Origin of the sequence: Streptomyces sp. NPDC052496, from assembly GCF_040679095.1 — a bacterium.
Lineage (GTDB): Bacteria > Actinomycetota > Actinomycetes > Streptomycetales > Streptomycetaceae > Streptomyces.
This window is the reverse complement of sequence record NZ_JBFAUH010000005.1, coordinates 131,554-149,965: the sequence shown is the minus strand read 5'-3', so window position 1 is coordinate 149,965 and position 18,412 is coordinate 131,554. Positions and strand designations below refer to the sequence as shown.

General features: G+C 72.4%; 16 protein-coding genes. 7 read left to right on the top strand and 9 right to left on the bottom strand.

What is annotated here, in order from left to right; translation table 11 throughout:
- Positions 1–19: 19 nt before the first annotated feature.
- The 7 genes from AB0L45_RS09445 to ssd form a co-directional block, all read right to left on the bottom strand.
- Positions 20–466 (bottom strand): Rv3654c family TadE-like protein, encoded by a 447-nt coding sequence (locus tag AB0L45_RS09445; protein ID WP_365838061.1) that lies wholly within the window; start codon positions 464–466, stop codon positions 20–22.
- Positions 467–503: 37 nt separating this feature from the next.
- Positions 504–854: a TadE family type IV pilus minor pilin gene (locus tag AB0L45_RS09440; protein WP_365837745.1), complete on the bottom strand. Its 351-nt coding sequence runs from the start codon at positions 852–854 to the stop codon at positions 504–506.
- Complete coding sequence (locus AB0L45_RS09435) at positions 847–1,065, bottom strand: DUF4244 domain-containing protein (RefSeq protein WP_365837743.1); 219 nt, start codon at positions 1,063–1,065, stop codon at positions 847–849. Before AB0L45_RS09435 ends, AB0L45_RS09440 begins: the two co-directional genes overlap by 8 nt.
- A 176-nt stretch (positions 1,066–1,241) precedes the next feature.
- On the bottom strand, positions 1,242–2,090 hold the full coding sequence (locus AB0L45_RS09430) for a type II secretion system F family protein (protein WP_365837741.1): 849 nt from the start codon (positions 2,088–2,090) through the stop codon (positions 1,242–1,244).
- On the bottom strand, positions 2,080–2,718 hold the full coding sequence (locus tag AB0L45_RS09425) for a type II secretion system F family protein (RefSeq protein WP_365837739.1): 639 nt from the start codon (positions 2,716–2,718) through the stop codon (positions 2,080–2,082). The genes AB0L45_RS09430 and AB0L45_RS09425 overlap by 11 nt, the downstream gene beginning before the upstream one ends.
- 338 nt (positions 2,719–3,056) lie before the next feature.
- A complete protein-coding gene (locus AB0L45_RS09420) occupies positions 3,057–4,313 on the bottom strand; it encodes a TadA family conjugal transfer-associated ATPase (RefSeq protein WP_365837737.1) in 1,257 nt (418 codons plus the stop codon).
- Positions 4,303–5,475 (bottom strand): septum site-determining protein Ssd, encoded by a 1,173-nt coding sequence (gene ssd, locus AB0L45_RS09415; RefSeq protein ID WP_365837735.1) that lies wholly within the window; start codon positions 5,473–5,475, stop codon positions 4,303–4,305. The genes AB0L45_RS09420 and ssd overlap by 11 nt, the downstream gene beginning before the upstream one ends.
- A gap of 448 nt (positions 5,476–5,923) precedes the next feature.
- Here ssd and AB0L45_RS09410 point away from each other — a divergent pair, with 448 nt between their 5' ends.
- Positions 5,924–6,808: an HAD-IB family hydrolase gene (locus tag AB0L45_RS09410; protein ID WP_365837733.1), complete on the top strand. Its 885-nt coding sequence runs from the start codon at positions 5,924–5,926 to the stop codon at positions 6,806–6,808.
- Positions 6,809–7,139: 331 nt separating this feature from the next.
- On the opposite strand, the gene AB0L45_RS09405 is transcribed toward AB0L45_RS09410, so the two are convergent.
- Complete coding sequence (locus AB0L45_RS09405; RefSeq protein WP_365837731.1) at positions 7,140–7,961, bottom strand: oxidoreductase; 822 nt, start codon at positions 7,959–7,961, stop codon at positions 7,140–7,142.
- 110 nt (positions 7,962–8,071) lie between these two features.
- Between AB0L45_RS09405 and AB0L45_RS09400 the strand changes: the two genes are divergently transcribed.
- Positions 8,072–9,058 (top strand): ATP-binding protein, encoded by a 987-nt coding sequence (locus tag AB0L45_RS09400; protein ID WP_365837729.1) that lies wholly within the window; start codon positions 8,072–8,074, stop codon positions 9,056–9,058.
- Positions 9,059–9,097: 39 nt separating this feature from the next.
- Here the strand turns inward: AB0L45_RS09400 and AB0L45_RS09395 are convergent, their stop codons facing one another.
- Positions 9,098–10,387 carry a hypothetical protein gene (locus AB0L45_RS09395; RefSeq protein ID WP_365837727.1) on the bottom strand — a complete coding sequence of 430 codons (1,290 nt, stop codon included), beginning with the start codon at positions 10,385–10,387 and terminating at the stop codon, positions 9,098–9,100.
- A 328-nt stretch (positions 10,388–10,715) separates the two neighbouring features.
- On the opposite strand from AB0L45_RS09395, the gene AB0L45_RS09390 reads away from it, so the two are divergent.
- The 5 genes from AB0L45_RS09390 (at position 10,716) to AB0L45_RS09370 (ending at position 18,385) form a co-directional block, all read left to right on the top strand.
- Positions 10,716–13,025, top strand: a complete 2,310-nt coding sequence (locus tag AB0L45_RS09390; protein WP_365837725.1) for a SulP family inorganic anion transporter — start codon at positions 10,716–10,718, stop codon at positions 13,023–13,025.
- Between the two features lie 199 nt (positions 13,026–13,224).
- Positions 13,225–15,189: an acetate--CoA ligase gene (gene acs, locus AB0L45_RS09385; protein ID WP_365837722.1), complete on the top strand. Its 1,965-nt coding sequence runs from the start codon at positions 13,225–13,227 to the stop codon at positions 15,187–15,189.
- 374 nt (positions 15,190–15,563) lie between these two features.
- The gene (gene nhaA / locus AB0L45_RS09380; RefSeq protein WP_365837720.1) at positions 15,564–16,958 is read left to right on the top strand and encodes a Na+/H+ antiporter NhaA; all 1,395 of its coding nucleotides are present in this window, start codon (positions 15,564–15,566) and stop codon (positions 16,956–16,958) included.
- Positions 16,959–17,003: 45 nt separating this feature from the next.
- Positions 17,004–17,462: a phage holin family protein gene (locus AB0L45_RS09375; RefSeq protein ID WP_365837718.1), complete on the top strand. Its 459-nt coding sequence runs from the start codon at positions 17,004–17,006 to the stop codon at positions 17,460–17,462.
- Complete coding sequence (locus AB0L45_RS09370; RefSeq protein WP_365837716.1) at positions 17,459–18,385, top strand: alpha/beta hydrolase; 927 nt, start codon at positions 17,459–17,461, stop codon at positions 18,383–18,385. The genes AB0L45_RS09375 and AB0L45_RS09370 overlap by 4 nt, the downstream gene beginning before the upstream one ends.
- Positions 18,386–18,412 lie beyond the last annotated feature (27 nt).

Below are 18,412 nucleotides of genomic sequence, written 5' to 3'. Positions count from 1 at the left end.
TCCCGGCGGACCGCCCCGGTCATGCCCGAGGCGCCCGCACATCAAGATCAATGGGTGATCCGGACGCTGTCCGAGCCGGGGCAGCGGGCGGTCGACCGTTCGGTAAAACCTGCCGCCGGGACGGTGACGATGGTGACTGCCCCTCCTGACCGCGCCGTTCGGGTATCGGCTCGGCGCCCCGTCCGGTCGCCGGCGGTCCCGCGCGAGCCCGGATGTCCGAGGCGAACGGGCCGGTACGGGACCGAGCCGTGACGTCCGCGATCTCCCCCCGTACCGTGCAGCGCACCAGATGGGCCTCCTGCGCGGCTGCCACCCCGCGGGCGGCGCGGCAGGCGGCCGACGCGCCCTGGAGCGCGGTGTCCGCCGCGGCCAGGGCTGCCAAGTCCGCTGCCGCGCCCGCGCGGTGACGTGTCACGACCACCTGGGCCATGGTGAGCAGCACCGCGAACACCGTGCACAGCGCCATCGCCGCGAACACCGCCCACACCATGGCCGAACCCTCATCACCCCACCGTTTCCTCCGCAAGAGCCGTCGCCTCCCCTCGGAGCGTCAGCGCCAGCGGGCCGATGCCGGGCGACGCCGCCTCGACCCGTACGCGTACCAGCTCGCCCCGTCTTTCCAGCACCACCCGCGCACCGTGCGGGGCGGCACCGCGGGCCACCGCGCCGACGGCCGCGTCCGGTTCCGACCGAGCCGCCGCACGGGCTCCGGCGCGGGCCGCGTCCACGCACTGGATCTGCGCGCAGGCGGCCATCAGCCCCCACAGGAGCAGCCCGGTGAACAGGACCAGCGCCGGGATCACCAGGGCCGTCTCCGCCGTCACGTACCCCCTGTCGCGGTCGTGGTCAGACATGGACGCCGAGGGCCTTCCCGATCACCGCGCGCAGCGCAGCCTCCACCGCGCCGCTCGACAGCACTTTGTAGAGCACGGCCGCTGCCGCACACGCCGCGAGCGTCCCGAGTGCGTACTCCGCCGTGGTCATGCCCCGGTCGGCGAAGTCCCTCCGCCGCACGGTCCTCCGCACGGCCGCAACGCGTTGCTCAAGCCACCTTCGTACGAGCATGTCGTCCCCCTTGTGATCGTTTCGGTTTTCCGTGGGCCGGACTGTCCGGCCAGGTGCAAGGCCAGGTGAGGCCGGGCCCTGAGGCAGGCCTGCGGCCAGGCCACAGGCCGGGCCAGAGGCCAGGTGAGATCGGGTGTGGGTCAGAGGTAGTGGTGCCAGGTCCGAGGTCCGAGTCGTCACGAGGGCCGCAGGAGTTGTGCGGCCAGGCCGATCAGGACCGGTACGACCCCGAGCGCCAGAAAGGCGGGCAGGAAGCACGCCGCCAGCGGCATCGTGACCAGCACCCCCGCGCGGCGGGCCCGTTCGGCCGACGAGCGGGACTGCTGCGCTCGCAGCTCCGCCGCGATCCGGGAGACGCCCTCCACGGCCGGGATCCCCGATATGCCCGCCCGCTCCATGCACCGGGCCAGCCCCTGGGCACCGGGGAGCGCGCCGAAACGCTGCCAGGTCGTCCCGGGGTCGCCGCCCAGCCGCAGTTCCGCGGCCACACGCCACAGGTGCTCGCCGACGGTTCCGCCGAGCGACCGCCCGACCGCCTCGGTCGACGCCCGCGGGCCGGCTCCCGCTGCCAGGCAGGCCGCGAGCAGGTCCGCGGCCGGCGCCAGGGCCGCACGCAGCCCGGCCTCGGCCGCCTGCCGCGCGGCCCGTGCCTTCGTACGGCGCTGCCACCTCGCGACTCCGTACGCCACGGCGAGTCCCAGTACGCCACCGGTCACCCCGCCGACGAGAATGGCCACGACGCCCGCGACCACAGCGGCCCCGGCCCGCTCCCGGACCGCAACGGTCCGTCTCCGTTCCCGTTCCCTCCCCCGTTTGCGCCCCGGCGCCGGGCACCGGCCCACGTCGTCGACGCGCTGAGTGTGGTCCGCGGCCAGGATCACTCGCGCCCGTCGCCGGACGGCCCGTACGCCGCTCGCGTTCCTGAGCGCGGACAGGGCACACACCGCGGCGGTCAGGGCGAGAAGAACCATCCCCAGGGTGTGGACAACTTCTCGGGCGACGCCCGGTGCGACATCAGCGGACATGATCGCCTCCCTCGGCAGCCGCGATGATGCGCGCCGTCCAGGCCATGCCGCACCACTCCAGAAGGCCTCCGACGAGCAGGCACGCCCACCCGGCGGGGGAGTGCAGCAGCACCCGGAGCGGATCGGCGCCGAGGGCGCTGCCCATCGCGAGCCCGCCGGCCGGAAGGAGGGCGAGCATCAAGGCCGTTGCTCTCGGGCCGGCCAACTGGGCGCGCAGGTCGTCGTGTTGGTCACGTAGCGCCCTCAAGGCCGTTGCGATCCGTTCCAGCCCGGCGGCCAGCCCCGCACCGCCGTCGACGGCGACCTGCCAGCACGCCGCCACTCCGGCCAGCCCCTCCGCGCCGGGCAGCCGCGCCGCCTCCCGAAGGGCCGCCGGTACGTCCCCGCCGAACCGGGCCGCCGCCACGACCGCCGCGCCCTCGTCCCCGAAACCCGCGGCACCGACCGCCGTCAGGGCCTGTCCGGGCTGGCGTCCGGCCCGTAGCTCCCCCGCCACCGCCTCGCACAGCTCGATCACCGCCGCGCCCCGGCGCTCCCGTTCCCGCATCCGCTCGCGGGCCCGTAGCCACCGCCGGACCAGGACCGTCGCCACCACTGCCGCGATCACGGGCACCACCGATCCGCCCATCACACCGAGGGCGACTCCGGCCGGCAGACACCACAGTTCCCGTGGAGCCGCACCCTTCGGGGGCCGGGCGGGGCCGGCCTTCCCACCTCTACCTGTCCGGAAGCCCCGGTACGCACCCCACACCGCCCACGTCACCCGGTGCGCCACCCACCGCACCATCCGCCGGAACCCGGACTCCCCTACCTCCGGCCCGTCCACGAACAGCACGCGCGCCCGTCGTACCTCTCCGCTCCGTCCGCGGGACATCCAGACCGCCAATCCCGCACACACCACGGCTGCACACGTGGGGCCCACGGCCACCGTCACTCCACCGACGTCACTCAGCTCGCTCATGTCACTCATCCCGCACCCCTCCCCCGCTCGCACAAACCCGTCAACCGCTGCCAGCCCGGCGCCTCTTGGAAGCCCTCCGGGGCCCACACCGCCGCCGGTACGGTCACCACGAAGCCGTCCCGGTCCCGCTCCAGCACGTCCACCCGAGCGAGTCGCCGCCGGCCGTCCCTGTCCCGTACGAGATGCAGCACCACGGACAGGGCGGCCGCCACCTGGCTGTGCAGCGCCGCCCGGTCCAGCCCGGCCGTCGAACCGAGGGCCTCCAGGCGCGCCGGGACGTCGCCGGGGGTGTTCGCGTGGACCGTTCCCGAGCCGCCCTCGTGGCCCGTGTTCAGCGCCGCCAGCAGGTCCGTGACCTCTGCGCCGCGGACCTCGCCGACCACCAGCCGGTCCGGCCGCATCCGCAGCGCCTGCCGCACCAGGTCCCGCAGGGTGACGCGGCCGATGCCCTCCTGGTTCGCGGGCCGGGTCTCCAGCCGGACGACGTGCGGGTGGTCCGGTCTCAGCTCCGCGGAGTCCTCGGCCAGTACGAGCCGTTCGGCCGGTCCAGCCAGGCCCAGCAGCGAGCTGAGCAGCGTGGTCTTCCCCGAGCCCGTCCCGCCGCTGATCAGGAAGGAGAGCCGGGCGTCCAGCACGTCCCGTAGCAGCCGGTCGCCGTCCGGCGGCACCGTGCCGGCCGCGACCAGCTCGGCCAGGGTGAAGGCGCGGGGGCGCGGGACGCGCAGGGACAGACAGGTGCCCGCGACCGCCACCGGAGGCAGTACGGCGTGCAGGCGGGTTCCGTCGGGCAACCGCGCGTCCACCCAGGGGTGGGCGTCGTCCAGCCGCCGACCGGCCACCGAGGCCAGCCGCTGGGCGAGCCGGCGCACCGCGGTCTCGTCGGCGAAGCGCACCGGCGTGCGCTCCAGCCCGCCGCCGCGGTCCACCCACACCTCGTCCGGTGAGGTGACCAGGACGTCGGTCACCTCCGGTTCGGCGACGAGTGGTTCGAGGGGGCCGCAGCCGACCAGCTCCGACCGCAGGGCGGACACGACGCCCAGCACCTCCGCGTCACCGAGCAGCCGGCCCTCGGCGCGCAGCGCCATCGCGACCCGCGCGGGCGTAGGTTCCGCGCCCGTCCGGGCCAGCCGGCCGCGCACCGCTTCCAGCAGCCCGGCGCCGGTGCCCGTACCGGTCGCGTCACGGGCCGACCGGTCGCCGGGCAGCAGCAGGCCGTCCGCTCCCAGCTCTTCGGCCCGCGCGGGTGGCTCTTCAGCCCTCATGGGAACCACCCCCAGTGCCCCTACCGAGCCCTGCCCGCGCGCTGTCGGCCTCCGGTCCCGCCGTTTCCGGCAGGACCCGCTCCCAGAAGGCCGTGCCGAAGTGCCGTAGCGGGCCTCGGGTGTTGGCTCCCGGGGGTGCGCCGCGGGCCAGTTCGCCCGACAGGCCGGGCTCCCAGTCCAGCTCTCCGGCCAGTGGAAGGCCGAGCAGCCGGGCGGTTTCCTGGGGCGACAGCTCCGCCGCGCGGCCGGTGTGCGGGCCGGGGCTGCCGCGCGTCACCACGCGGACGTCCGGCAGGACCGTACGGACCAGTGCCGCCACGCGCCGGGCCGCCGCGACCGCCCGCAGCTCGGTGGGGACGACCAGCAGCCCGAGGTCGATCTGCGCGAGGGCTTCCACCACCGCTTCGTCCAGCCGGCGCGGCAGGTCCACCACCACGGCGCCACCCCGCCTGCGCGCCGCCGCCATGACCGCGCGCATCGCCTGCGGCGGGATCGCCACCGCGTCGCCCCGGTCCCAGCTCAGTACGCGTAAGGAGTGCAGCCGCGGCAGCGCTTCCTCCAGGGCGTCACCACCCATCCGGCCGCGCGACTCGGCGAAGGCGGGCCAGCGCAGCCCTTCCTCCTTCTCGCCGCCCAGCAGTACGTCGAGGCCGCCGCCCAGCGGGTCCGCGTCGACCAGGACGGTACGGCGGCCGGCGCGGGCCGCCGTCAGGGCCAGGGCACAGGCGAGCGTGCTCGCGCCGGCGCCGCCGCTGCCGCCGATCACCCCCACCGTCACGGCCGCCGGCCCGGCGCCCTCCACCGCGTCGGCGATCCGGTCCACGAGCCAGCTCTCGCCTCCGGGGAGCACCAGCACCCGTTCCGCCCCGACGGTGACGGCCAGCCGCCACAGCTGCCGGTCGTCCGCGCACCGGGCGACGAGCACCACCCCGTCCCGACGGCCCGCCCCGCACAGCCGGGGCGCGCAGTCGGCGCCGACGATCACCAGGGGCGCCGAGGCCCAGCCGGGGCTGCGGCCCCGTGCCACGCCGTGCGCCACCTCGGGCGTCGCGCCGGCCGCGGCGCACAGTCTCAGGAGGTCGTCGAGGAGGTCCTCGTCCTCGGTGACGATCAGCGGTCCGCCGCGCCGTTCGGCGGGCCCGGGCGGTTGATCGGGAGTCATACGTCCGGCCACGTTCCGTTCCCCTATCGCTACAGAACTCACACATCCGCGAACTCGCGGAGTTTCACCGTGCAGCGATCCGGAAAATCCCGTGGATCTTGGTCCAAAACTGTGGACAACTCAAAGGCTGTGAATATCCCAGTCACCTATACCGGCGACCTTGAAGGCTCCCTTAGAGCAGCGCTACGACTACCCTGAGTGAGCTGTAACGGGTGTCAGCAAGCGCCGCGCGGGCGATGAAGAGGAAGCGGCCGATCCGCCTCGGACGGGCAAAAACGCGTCCGGACATGCGACGACCCCCGCCGGGGGGGAGAGCGGGGGTCGTCCCCACGGCCGACTCGGGGGGGGAGGAGTCGGGCCGGGTTAGCACGGTCGCGAACGATCCGTGACTTCCATGGTGTACCCGAGAGCCTTCTCAGGCAAACCCACGCGCCACACCTTACGCCGAATGGTGGGCGCCTATGCTCGCCCCGTGGAAAACCACTCCGTGCCCCACTCGGCGACTCACTCGACACCTCGCACAGCCGCGTTCTTCGACCTGGACAAGACAGTCATTGCTAAGTCGAGCACGCTGACCTTCAGCAAGTCGTTCTACCAAGGCGGCCTGATCAATCGCCGGGCCGTTCTGCGCACCGCCTACGCCCAGTTCGTCTTCCTCGCCGGCGGCGCCGACCACGACCAGATGGAGCGGATGCGCGCCTACCTGTCGGCGCTCTGCCGGGGCTGGGACGTGGCCCAGGTCCGGGAGATCATCGCGGAAACCCTCCACGAGCTGATCGACCCGCTCATCTACGACGAGGCCGCCTCGCTCATCGAGGAGCACCACACCGCCGGCCGCGACGTCGTGATCGTCTCCACCTCGGGCGCCGAGGTGGTCGAGCCGATCGGCAAGCTGCTCGGCGCCGACCGCGTGGTGGCCACCCGTATGGTCGTCGGCGAGGACGGCCGCTTCACGGGCGAGGTGGAGTACTACGCCTACGGTCCGACCAAGGCGCAGGCGGTACGGGACCTCGCCGCCTCCGAGGGCTACGACCTGGCGCGCTGCTACGCGTACAGCGATTCGGCGACCGACGTACCCATGCTGGAGGCGGTCGGCCACCCGTATGCCGTCAATCCGGACCGCGCGCTGCGGCGGGAAGCCGCGAGCCGAGGCTGGCCGGTCCTGTCCTTCACCCGACCGGTCCAGCTCAAGCAGCGGCTGCCGTCGCTGGGCATGCCGTCGCGTCCGGTGCTCGCCACGGTGGCTGCCGTGGGCGCGGCCGCCGCCACCGCGGGCCTGGTCTGGTACGCAAACCGGCGGCGCCCGATTGCTGCCCGTATCACCCGAGTTTGAAGGGAAAAGTAAAGAACTGTGGCGAGGGGTTCCGCTTCACCCGCGGCAGGAGTACAAAGGACGTAACGGCCCGCGAGACCAGGGACATCCGAGAGGAAGACCTTCTACGCAGCAAGGCCCCACGGACCGAAGCACGGAAACCGGGCACCCACGCGACGCCGACCCGTCGATTACGGGCCAGCCGTACCAGGTGAGGACCAAGTCTCCGACCTGATCGGCACATACGGAGCGCGCTTGGTAACCCGGTGGACGTGCCAGCGGCGGTACCGGAACGACTGGGTACCGCCGCAACCCTTTGTCCGGGGGCGCTAGCCCCCCGGAAGAACCCCCGTCAAGCCGCTCCCCGCTGCATCGCCTCGCACACCGCCGTGCTCTCCCGCGCGCCCAGCTCCGCCGCCCGGCCGCAGTGTGCGATCCACGCCGCCATGCCCTCCGGGGTGCCGGACGCGTAGCCCTCCAGTGCCGCCACGTAAGCGGCCCGGTCCTGTTCCGCGTGGCCGACCTCCGACGGACAGACCGACTTCGGGTCCAGCCCGCTGCCGACCAGCACGATGCGCTCGGCGGCCCGCGCGACCAGCCCGTTGTACGAGCCGAAGGGCCGCAGCGCCAGCAGTTCGCCGTGCACCACGGCCGCCACCACCAGAGCCGGCGCCTCGCTGCCCGCCAGCAGCAGCCGCGCCAGCCCGTCCAGCCGCCCGGCCACCTCGTCGGCGTCCGGCAGCGGCAGCTCCACCAGGGGCTCGTCGACCGGTTCGCCCACCAGCCGCGGCCGCCCCACCGACTCCTGCTGCGCGCCGCCGCCCGCCGCCACCAGGTGCAGCCGCGCCAGCACCCGCAGCGGCGACTGCCGCCACACGCTGAGCAGCTGCCCGGCCTCGGCGGTCAGCCGCAGCGCCGCGCCGACCGTACGCGGCTCGCCCTCGACGCCGAAGTCGGAACGCCGCCGCACCTCCTCCAGCGCCCAGTCGGCCCCCGCCAGCGCGGCGGAGGCACGCGCTCCGCGCAGCGCCGCCTCGGAGGTGACCTCGTTGCTGCGCCGCCGCATGATCCGGTGCCCGTAGACCCGGTCCACGCTCTTGCGCACGGAGTCCACGGAGTCGGCGACTCCCGGGAGGGAGGCCAGGGTCGCGAGCGGATCGGCTGTCGTACTCATGGGTACGACCCTACGCACCCCGTAAGCCGCAAGGCGGAACCGCTCGAAGGAGTGGTCTTCTTCACCCGGACCTCTCACCACGGGCAACTCGACGATTACGCTTCGTGACCATGAAGATCGCGTTCGTGGGCAAGGGCGGCAGTGGGAAGACCACGCTGTCCTCCCTGTTCATCCGCCACCTCGCCGCCGCCCGCGTCCCCGTGGTCGCGGTGGACGCCGACATCAACCAGCACCTGGCCGGCGCCCTCGGCATGGACGAGACGGAGGCCGCCGCCCTGCCCGCGCTCGGCGCCCGGCTGCCGCTGGTCAAGGACTATCTGCGCGGCACCAACCCGCGGATCGCCTCCGCCGAGACGATGATCAAGACGACACCGCCCGGCGAGGGCTCCCGGCTGCTGCGGGTCGTCGAGGACAACCCGGTGTACGCGGCGTGCGCCCGGCCCGTCCTCCTGGAGGGCGAGCCGGTACGCCTGATGGCGACCGGCCCCTTCGCCGCGTCCGACCTGGGGGTGGCCTGCTACCACTCCAAGGTCGGCGCGGTCGAGCTGTGCCTGAACCACCTCGTGGACGGCCGCGAGGAGTACGTCGTCGTCGACATGACGGCCGGCTCGGACTCCTTCGCCTCCGGGATGTTCACCCGCTTCGACCTGACCTTCCTGGTCACCGAGCCCACCCGTAAGGGCGTCGCGGTCTACCGCCAGTACAAGGACTACGCACGGGACTACGGCATCGCCCTCAAGGTCGTCGGCAACAAGGTCCAGGGCCCGGACGACGTCGCCTTCCTGGCCGACGAGGTGGGTGAGGACCTGCTGCTGACGGTGGGGGACTCGGCGTGGGTACGGGCCATGGAGAAGGGCCGGCCGCGCCGCTTCGACCTGCTGGAGGCCGCCCACCGGCAGGCCCTGAAGGAGCTGCACGCCGCCGCTGACGAAACGTACGAGCAGCGCGACTGGGAGCGCTACACCCGGCAGATGGTGCACTTCCACCTGAAGAACGCGGAAAGCTGGGCGAACGCGAAGACGGGCGCCGACCTGGCGGCCCAGGTCGATCCCGCCTTCGTGCTCGCCGAGCCGGAAGGGGCGCCGCTGCCGGCCTGACACCTCCTCAGGAGCCGCCCGGACGAGGCCGTACGGCCCCTACGCCCCGCCCCGCCCTACCGGTTCGGCCGGTCCCGCCGAACCGGCGGGCTTCTCCGGCGCGCCCGGCTTCGCGGACGGGGACGCCAGATAGCTCTTCCAGCCGCCCTTCGGGGCGCCGCCCACGGGCAGCGCGCGCAGCTTCGCCAGCACCTTCGGGTCCTGCGCGTCGAGCCAGTCGGCCAGTTGCTTGAAGGTCACGCAGCGCACGCCCTCGCGGGGGCAGACGGTCTTGATCGTGTCCTCGACGGCGCGCATGTACGTACCGCCGTTCCAGGACTCGAAGTGGTTGCCGACGATGAGCGGCGCCCGGTTGCCCTTCTCGGCCCGCTCGAACGCGGCGACCAGGCCGTCCCGCATCTGCTTGCCCCAGGCGGCGTGCATCGCCGGGTCGCCCCGGGTCGTACCGGACTGGTTGGCCAGGAAGTTGTAGTCCATCGAGAGCGTCTCGAAGGCGCGGCCCGGCACGGGGATCTGCTGGAGGGGGAAGTCCCAGATCCCGTCGATCTGCCGGGGCCACAGCTGGCGGCCGCCGACGGAGCTGGAGTCGTAGCGGAAACCCATCTCCTTGGCGGCCGGGATCAGGTTGCGCTGCCCTTCGAGGCAGGGGGCGCGGCCGCCGACCAGCTCCTTGCTGTAGTCGAACGGCAGCGGCTTCTCGGTCTTCAGCCCGGTGTGCGTCTTCCAGGACTTGACGAACGCCTCGGCCTGCTGGATCTCACTCTTCCACTCCTCCGGCGACCAGGTGCCGACGCCGCCGTTCGCGCCGCAGAAGTGGCCGTTGAAGTGCGTACCGATCTCGTTGCCGTCCATCCAGGCACCGCGGATCTGCTCCACGGTGGCCCGTACGCCCTTGACGTCGTTGAAGCCGATGTCGGAGGCGCCGGGGCTGTGCTTGGGCGGGTGGTAGGCCTCCTTCTTGCTGCCGGGGAGCAGGTAGACGCCGCTGAGGAAGTACGTCATACGGGCGTCGTACTTCTTGCCGACGGCGCGGAAGTGCGAGAACAGCTTCTGGCTGTCCTCGCCGGCGCCGTCCCAGGAGAAGACCACGAACTGCGGCGGCCGCTCACCGGGTCTCAGCCGCTCGGCCTTCGGCTGCATCGGCTGTGCGCCGGTGTACGCGGTCGAGCCGTCACCGATGAGCTTGACCTGCTGGGCGGGGCGCTGCGGCGCGGCCTGGCCCGCTTGGGCGCCGTTCGCCCCGCCCCCGGCTCCCCCGGCACAGCCGGCGACCGCCGCCAGCGCCATCGTCGTGACCATTCCGGCCGTGACCCTTGCTGCGGCTGCCATCAGCCACCTCACTCCCTGAGCTGCGAACTGCGACACGGAAACATCAAAAAAACTGATTAACCGTTTTTAAGCTCGCATAAGCCACGGGATGGGCCGTAAGGGACAAGCGACGCGACGCCGCAGTCACTCGAAAGACGGAACGGTAGACCCGAATGCCTGAAAAGACTTCTCTGGGCCTTTACGTGTCATTACGCTTCGTTTACCGATGCTTGAGAGTCACCGGGCCGTCACGAACCGTGACACCAGCCGGCCGGCTCGCGTCCCGCCGCAGTACACCGCCGCCCACGATCGCGCCTCGCGCGAGCGCGCCGCCCCGGAGGAGACGGGAATGTCGCAGCTACAGAAGCCGCCAGGGCCGGCCGGTGCCCCCGGCACCCGCCGTACCCAGCACCCACGGCCCGCCCCATCCGCGCAGCCCGCCGACCGGGCCGCGGCCCGGCGCGGCGACCTGTCCGCCTCGGTCGTCGTCTTCCTGATCGCCGTACCGCTCTCGCTCGGCCTCGCCCTGGCCACCGGCGCGCCCCTCCAGGCGGGCCTGGTCGCCGCGGCCGCCGGCGGCATCGTGGCCGGACTGCTCGGCGGCGCGCCCCTCCAGGTCAGCGGCGCGGCGACGAGCCTGCTCGTGGTCACGGCCGAACTGGTGCAGCGGTACGGCTGGCGGGCCACCTGCGCCGTCACGGTCCTCGCCGGGCTGGCCCAACTGGCCCTCGGCGCCGCACGGGTCGCCCGGGGCGCGCTCGCCATCAGCCCGGCGATCGTGCACGCCATGCTCGCGGGCATCGGCGTCACGATCGCCGTGGGCCAGCTGCACGTGGTGCTCGGCGGCAGCCCTGACAGCTCGGCGGTCGACAACGTCGTCGCGCTGCCCGGCCAGCTGGCACATCCGCACGTCGCCGCCCTGCTCATCGGTGCCGTCACGGTCGGCGTGCTCGCCGGGTGGCCGCGGCTGCCCGGGCGGGCCGGACGGGCGCTGCGGACGGTCCCGGCGCCGCTGGCCGCCGTGGCCGCCGCGACGGCCGTGAGCGCGACGGTGCCGGTGCCGCGGGTCGCGCTGCCCGACTGGTCCTTGCAGGCGCTGCCCGCCCTCCCGGACGGGCCGGTCCTCGGGATCGTCGCGGCCGTGCTGACCGTCACCCTCGTGGCCAGCATGGAGTCGCTGCTGTCGGCGGTCGCCGTCGACCGCCTGGCCGCCGACCGGGGGGTGACCACGTCCGGTACCGACCTGAACCGCGAACTGGCGGGTCAGGGCGTCGCCAACGTGCTGTCCGGGCTGCTCGGCGGCCTCCCGGTGGCCGGCGGCGCGATGCGCGGCTCGGCAAACGTACGGGCGGGCGCGGTCAGCCGCCGCGCCACCGTGCTGCACGGCGTCTGGGTGGTCCTCTGCGCCGGCCTGCTGGCCACGGCCCTGGAGCTGATCCCGCTGGCCGCGCTCGCCGCGCTGGTGATGGTCGTGGGCGTACGGATGGTGAGCTTCGCGCACATCAAACACGTGCAGCGGCACCGGGAGTTCCCGGTGTACGCGGTCACCCTGGGCGGCGTGGTGCTCTTCGGCGTCCTCCAGGGTGTGGCCCTGGGTATCGGGGTCACGGTCTTCCTGTCGCTGCGCCGGCTGACCCATACCCGGGTCACGGTCAGCGCCGAGGAGGGCCGCCACCGGGTGTGCGTCAATGGGCAGTTGACATTCCTCGCGGTACCGAGGCTGACCCGGGCCCTCGCCCAGGTGCCCTCGGGGGCGGACACCGTCGTCGAACTGGGCGGCTCCTTCATGGACCACGCCGCGTACGAGGCCCTGCGGGCCTGGTCCGACCGGCAGCGCGCGGGCGGCGGCTGGGTGACCCTCGGCGGCCGCGCCGGGAGCCCGATCGCGGAGCCCGCCAGCGCCCACCAGTGCCGCCCGTGGACGCCGTGGCGCAACCACCACTGCACCCGCCCGCCCCAAGAGGCTGCGCCGCAGACCAGCGGGAGCCAACTGCTGCACGGGGTCAGCGCGTTCCAGCGCCATACGGCCCCGCTGGTACGGGACGAGCTGGCGCGGCTGGCCCACGAAGGCCAGCGGCCCACCCAGCTCTTCCTGACGTGTGCCGACTCCCGCCTGGTCACCAGCATGATCACAGCGAGCGGCCCGGGTGACCTGTTCACCGTCCGCAATGTCGGCAACCTGATGCCGCCGCCCGGCACGGACGCCGCGTGCGACTCGGTGGGCGCGGCCATCGAGTACGCGGTGGAGGTTCTGGAGGTCGGTTCGCTGACCGTGTGCGGCCATTCGGGGTGCGGCGCGATGCAGGCGCTGCTCGGTGCCGACCACGAGCCGGGCGCGCGGACGCCGCTCGCGCGCTGGCTGCGGCACGGCCGTCCGAGTCTGGCGCGGATGCAGCGGATCGGCCGACTGGGGCGGGGTGAAGTCGCGCTCGCGGAGCGGCCGGTGGCCGATGACGTGGAGCGGCTCGCGCTGGTCAACGTCGTCCAGCAGCTCGACCACCTGATGTCGTACGCGTGCGTCGCCCGGCGTGTCGCCGAGGGCGCGCTCACCCTGCACGGGATGTACTTCCACGTGGCCGAGGCCCAGACGTACCTCCTCGACCGGACCACGGGCACGTTCAGCGCGGTACGGCCGCGGGCGGCGACGGTCACGGCGTGACCCGGCCGCCTTCCGGACGTCAGCCCACAGCGCCCGCTCACCCCTTCCGGTGCTCCGCCGCCCCACCCGTAAACGGCTCTTGACCTGCGGAACATAAAGGTCTACACCAATTTTTGTCCACAGGCCTTGTCAGGCCGGGCAGTGGGCTGATGAGCTAGGGCCGGGAGAGACATCGCACGCCCCGGGAATGGGAGATGACGTGAGCAACGAAAGCCTGGCCAACCTTCTGAAGGAGGAGCGGCGGTTCGCGCCGCCCGCCGATCTGGCCGCCGACGCCAACGTCACCGCCGAGGCGTACGACCAGGCCGCGGCGGACCGGCTGGGTTTCTGGGCCACCCAGGCCAAGCGGCTGACCTGGCAGACCGAGCCCACCGAGACGCTCGACTGGTCCAACCCGCCGTTCGCCAAGTGGTTCGCCGACGGCAAGCTCAACGTCGCGTACAACTGCGTGGACCGCCATGTGGAGAACGGGCTCGGCGACCGCGTCGCCCTCCACTTCGAGGGCGAGCCCGGCGACACCCGCTCGATCACCTACGCCCAGTTGCAGCGTGAGGTCTCCCAGGCCGCCAACGCGCTGGCCGAGCTGGGCGTCACGGCCGGCGACCGGGTCGCGATCTACCTGCCGATGATCCCCGAGGCGGTCATCGCCATGCTGGCCTGCGCCCGCCTGGGCGCGCCGCACTCGGTCGTCTTCGGCGGCTTCTCCGCGGACGCGCTGGCGACCCGGATCAACGACGCGGACGCCCGCGTCGTGATCACCGCCGACGGCGGTTACCGCCGCGGCAAGCCCTCCGCCCTCAAGCCCGCCGTCGACGAGGCGCTGACCCGGCCCGGTACGGAGAACGTGCGCAGCGTGCTGGTCGTACGCCGCACCGGTCAGGAGGACGTGGCCTGGACCGAGGGCCGCGACGTGTGGTGGCACGACATCGTCGGGCGGCAGAGCGAGACCCACACCCCGGAGGCGTTCGACGCCGAGCACCCGCTGTTCATCCTCTACACCTCCGGCACCACCGGTAAGCCCAAGGGCATCCTGCACACCACCGGCGGCTATCTCACCCAGGTGGCGTACACCCACCACGCCGTCTTCGACCTCAAGCCGGAGACCGATGTCTACTGGTGCACCGCCGACGTCGGCTGGGTGACCGGCCACTCGTACATCACGTACGGCCCGCTGGCCAACGGCGCGACCGAGGTGCTCTACGAGGGCACGCCCGACACCCCGCACCAGGGCCGCTGGTGGGAGATCGTGCAGAAGTACGGCGTCACGATCCTCTACACCGCGCCGACCGCGATCCGCGCCTGCATGAAGTGGGGCGACGACATCCCCGCGAAGTACGACCTGTCCTCGCTGCGGGTCCTCGGTTCGGTGGGCGAGCCCATCAACCCGGAGGCGTGGATGTGGTACCGCAAGCACATCGGCGCCGACCAGGCCCCGATCGTCGACACGTGGTGGCAGACGGAGACCGGCGGCATGATGCTGAGCCCGCTGCCCGGTGTCACGGAGACCAAGCCCGGTTCGGCGCAGCGCCCGCTGCCCGGCATCGCGGCCACCGTCGTGGACGACGAGGCCCACGAGGTGCCGAACGGGGGCGGCGGCTACCTGGTCCTGACCGAGCCGTGGCCGTCCATGCTCCGCACGATCTGGGGCGACGACCAGCGCTACCTGGACACCTACTGGTCCCGCTTCGAGGGCAGGTACTTCGCGGGTGACGGCGCGAAGAAGGACGAGGACGGCGACATCTGGCTGCTGGGCCGGGTGGACGACGTGATGCTGGTCTCCGGCCACAACATCTCCACCACCGAGGTCGAGTCCGCGCTGGTCTCGCACCCGAAGGTCGCCGAGGCCGCCGTGGTCGGCGCGACCGACCCGCAGACCACCCAGTCGATCTGCGCCTTCGTCATCCTGCGCGGCACCGCGGCGGAGGACGAGGGGCTGGTGGAGGAGTTGCGGGCGCACGTCGGCAAGCAGCTGGGCCCGATCGCCAAGCCCAAGCGCGTGCTGCCGGTGGCCGAGCTGCCGAAGACCCGCTCCGGCAAGATCATGCGCCGTCTGCTGCGCGACGTCGCCGAGAACCGCGATCTGGGTGACGTCTCGACGCTGACGGACTCCGGCGTGATGGACCTGATCCAGCAGAAGCTGCCCTCGGCGGCGAGCGAGGACTGACCAGCAGAGGGGCCGCCTGCCGGCCCTCAGGAGAACCACAGGACCCACCGCGCGCTCCGGCGGAGCGCGCCCGGTGACCAGGCATCGGCGCCCCGCGCTCGTACACATGTGCTGATGACTGACCACCTCCCCGAGGGGCACCCGTCCGCAGGCCGGCCGGGTGCCCCTCGCCTGTTCCGGGCGCCCCGCACCCGCCGCCGAGCGGCCGATCGCACCAAATGCCCGTAAGGTGAAGATCGCCGGAATGTTCCCCGAGCGGCCCGGGTACAGTAGGGATCGCGTCAAGAACGCGACAAATACCAAAGGTGCGCCGGGAAGTCTGGTCGGCAACTGCAACAGCCGTATCCAGCTGCCGAAACACCGGAGGTCCTCGCGTGAGCGCGCCCCACAACCGTCGATCCATATTCCTCGGCCGGATGTCCCTGCCCGAGCGGAACTTCATCGCGGATGCGCTGCGCGCCGAGACCGTGGGCGGCGTCCTGCTGCTGGCCGCCGCCGTCGCGGCCCTGATCTGGGCCAACACCCTGGGCTCCAGCTACGAGTCGGTACGGGGCTTCCACCTCGGCATCGGCTCCCTCGGCCTGGACCTGTCCGTGCAGCACTGGGCCGCCGACGGCCTGCTCGCCGTCTTCTTCTTCGTCGCCGGCATCGAGCTCAAGCGCGAACTGGTCGCCGGCGACCTGCGCGAACCCAAGAAGGCCGTCCTCCCCGTGGTCGCCGCGCTGTGCGGCATGGCGATGCCCGCCCTGGTCTACTTCCTGGTCAACACCGCGGGCGGCGGCTCGGCGGCCGGCTGGGCCGTGCCGACCGCCACCGACATCGCCTTCGCGCTGGCCGTGCTCGCCGTCATCGGCACGTCCCTGCCGTCCGCGCTGCGCGCCTTCCTGCTCACCCTCGCCGTCGTCGACGACCTCTTCGCGATCCTGATCATCGCGGTCTTCTTCACCTCGCAGCTCAACTTCCTGGCGCTCGGCTTCGCCGTCGTCGGCCTCGTCGTCTTCCACCTGCTGCTGCGCAAGGGCGTCCGCGGCTGGTACATCTACGTACCGCTCGCCCTGGTCATCTGGGGCCTGATGTACAACAGCGGCATCCACGCCACCATCGCGGGCGTCGCCATGGGACTGATGCTGCGCTGCCACCGCCGCGACGGCGAGGAGCAGTCCCCCGGTGAGCACATCGAGCACCTGGTGCGGCCCGTGTCGGCCGGGCTCGCGGTGCCGCTGTTCGCGCTCTTCTCGGCGGGCGTGTCGGTCTCCGGCGGCGCGCTGCACGACGTGTTCACCAAGCCGGAGACGCTCGGCGTCGTCCTCGGCCTGGTCGTCGGCAAGGCAGTGGGCATCTTCGGCGGTACGTGGTGCGCGGCCCGCTTCACCAAGGCGGAGCTGAACCCCGACCTGAAATGGCCGGACGTCTTCGCCGTCGCCTCGCTCGCCGGCATCGGCTTCACGGTCTCCCTGCTCATCGGCGAGCTGGCGTTCACCGACGACCCGCTGCTGACCGACGAGATCAAGGCGGCCGTCCTGACGGGCTCGGTGATCGCCGCGGTGCTGTCCGGGATCCTGCTGAAGATACGTAACGCCAAATACCGGAAGCTGTGCGAGGACGAGGACCGCGACGAGGACCAGGACGGCATCCCGGACGTGTACGAACTGGGCAATCCGGCGTACCACCTGCGGATGGCGAAACTCCTGGAGGAAAAGGCCGCGGAACACCGCCGCCTTGCCGAAGTGGCCTCCGGCGCGAACGCCGGGGACGATGGTCCGGCATGATCTGAGAGGCTTTAGCATCCGGGAGAAGACAAGAGGGAGACGTCGATGAGCACAGCCGACGACGGCGCGGACCGCAGCCTCGGGCAACTGGTGGCCGCGGCCACCGCCGAGATGTCCGCACTGGTGCACGACGAAATCGCACTGGCCAAGGCCGAGCTGCGGCAGGACGCCAAGCGGGCCGGCATCGGCAGCGCCGCGTTCCTCGTGGCCGGTGCGCTGGCGCTGTTCGCGCTGCCGGTCCTGAGCTTCGCCGCCGCCTACGGCATCCACAACCTCGGCCTCGGCCTCGCCTGGTCCTTCCTGATCGTCGGCGGCGCCTTCCTGGTCGTCGCGCTGCTGCTGGTCCTGATGGCGGTCAGCAAGCTCAAGAAGATCAAGAAGCCGGAGAAGACCATCAGTTCGGCCAAGGAGACGGCCGCCGTACTGCAGAACGTCAAGCCGCATCCGCGGGCGGTTCCCGAGGACCACCCGGTCCTGGAGTCTGTGACACGCTCCTCCGTATGACGGCTCCCGACAGTTCCGACTCGGTCGTCCGTCCCGAAGGGCCCTGGACCCACCGGGACGTGGCGGCCAACGGCGCGCGTTTCCACATCACCGAGATGGGTGACGGCCCGCTGGTGCTGTTGCTGCACGGCTTCCCGCAGTTCTGGTGGACCTGGCGCCACCAGCTCCCGGCGCTCGCCGGCGCGGGTTTCCGTGCGGTGGCGATGGACCTGCGGGGCGTGGGCGGCAGCGACCGCACGCCCCGCGGCTACGATCCGGCCAACCTGGCCCTGGACATCACCGGGGTCGTACGGTCGCTGGGCGAGCCGGACGCCGCGATCGTCGGCCATGACCTCGGCGGTTACCTGGCGTGGACCGCCGCGGTGATGCGGCCGAAGCTCGTACGGCGGCTGGCGGTGTCCTCGATGCCGCACCCGCGGCGCTGGCGCGCGGCCATGCTGGCCGACGTCAAGCAGACCCGGCAGAGCTCCCACGTATGGAACTTCCAGCGGCCGTGGCTGCCCGAACGCAAGCTGGTGGCGGACGACGCCGCCCTGGTGGGACGCCTGATCCGGGACTGGTCCGGGCCACGGCTGCCCGAGGACGAGGACGTCGAGGTCTACCGGCGGGCGATGTGCATCCCCTCGACCGCGCACTGCTCGATCGAGCCGTACCGCTGGATGGTGCGGTCGATGGCCCGGCCGGACGGCATCCAGTTCAACCGGCGCATGAAGTGGCCCGTACGGGTGCCGACGCTGCACCTGCACGGTTCGCTCGACCCCGTGATGCGCACCCGCAGCGCGGCCGGCTCCGGCGAGTACGTCGAGGCCCCGTACCGCTGGCGGCTCTTCGACGGCCTCGGGCACTTCCCGCACGAGGAGGACCCGGCGGCGTTCTCGACAGAGCTGATCAACTGGCTGCAGGACCCGGAGCCGGACCGGTAGTCCGGCCTCGTACGGCCTGGTACGGCC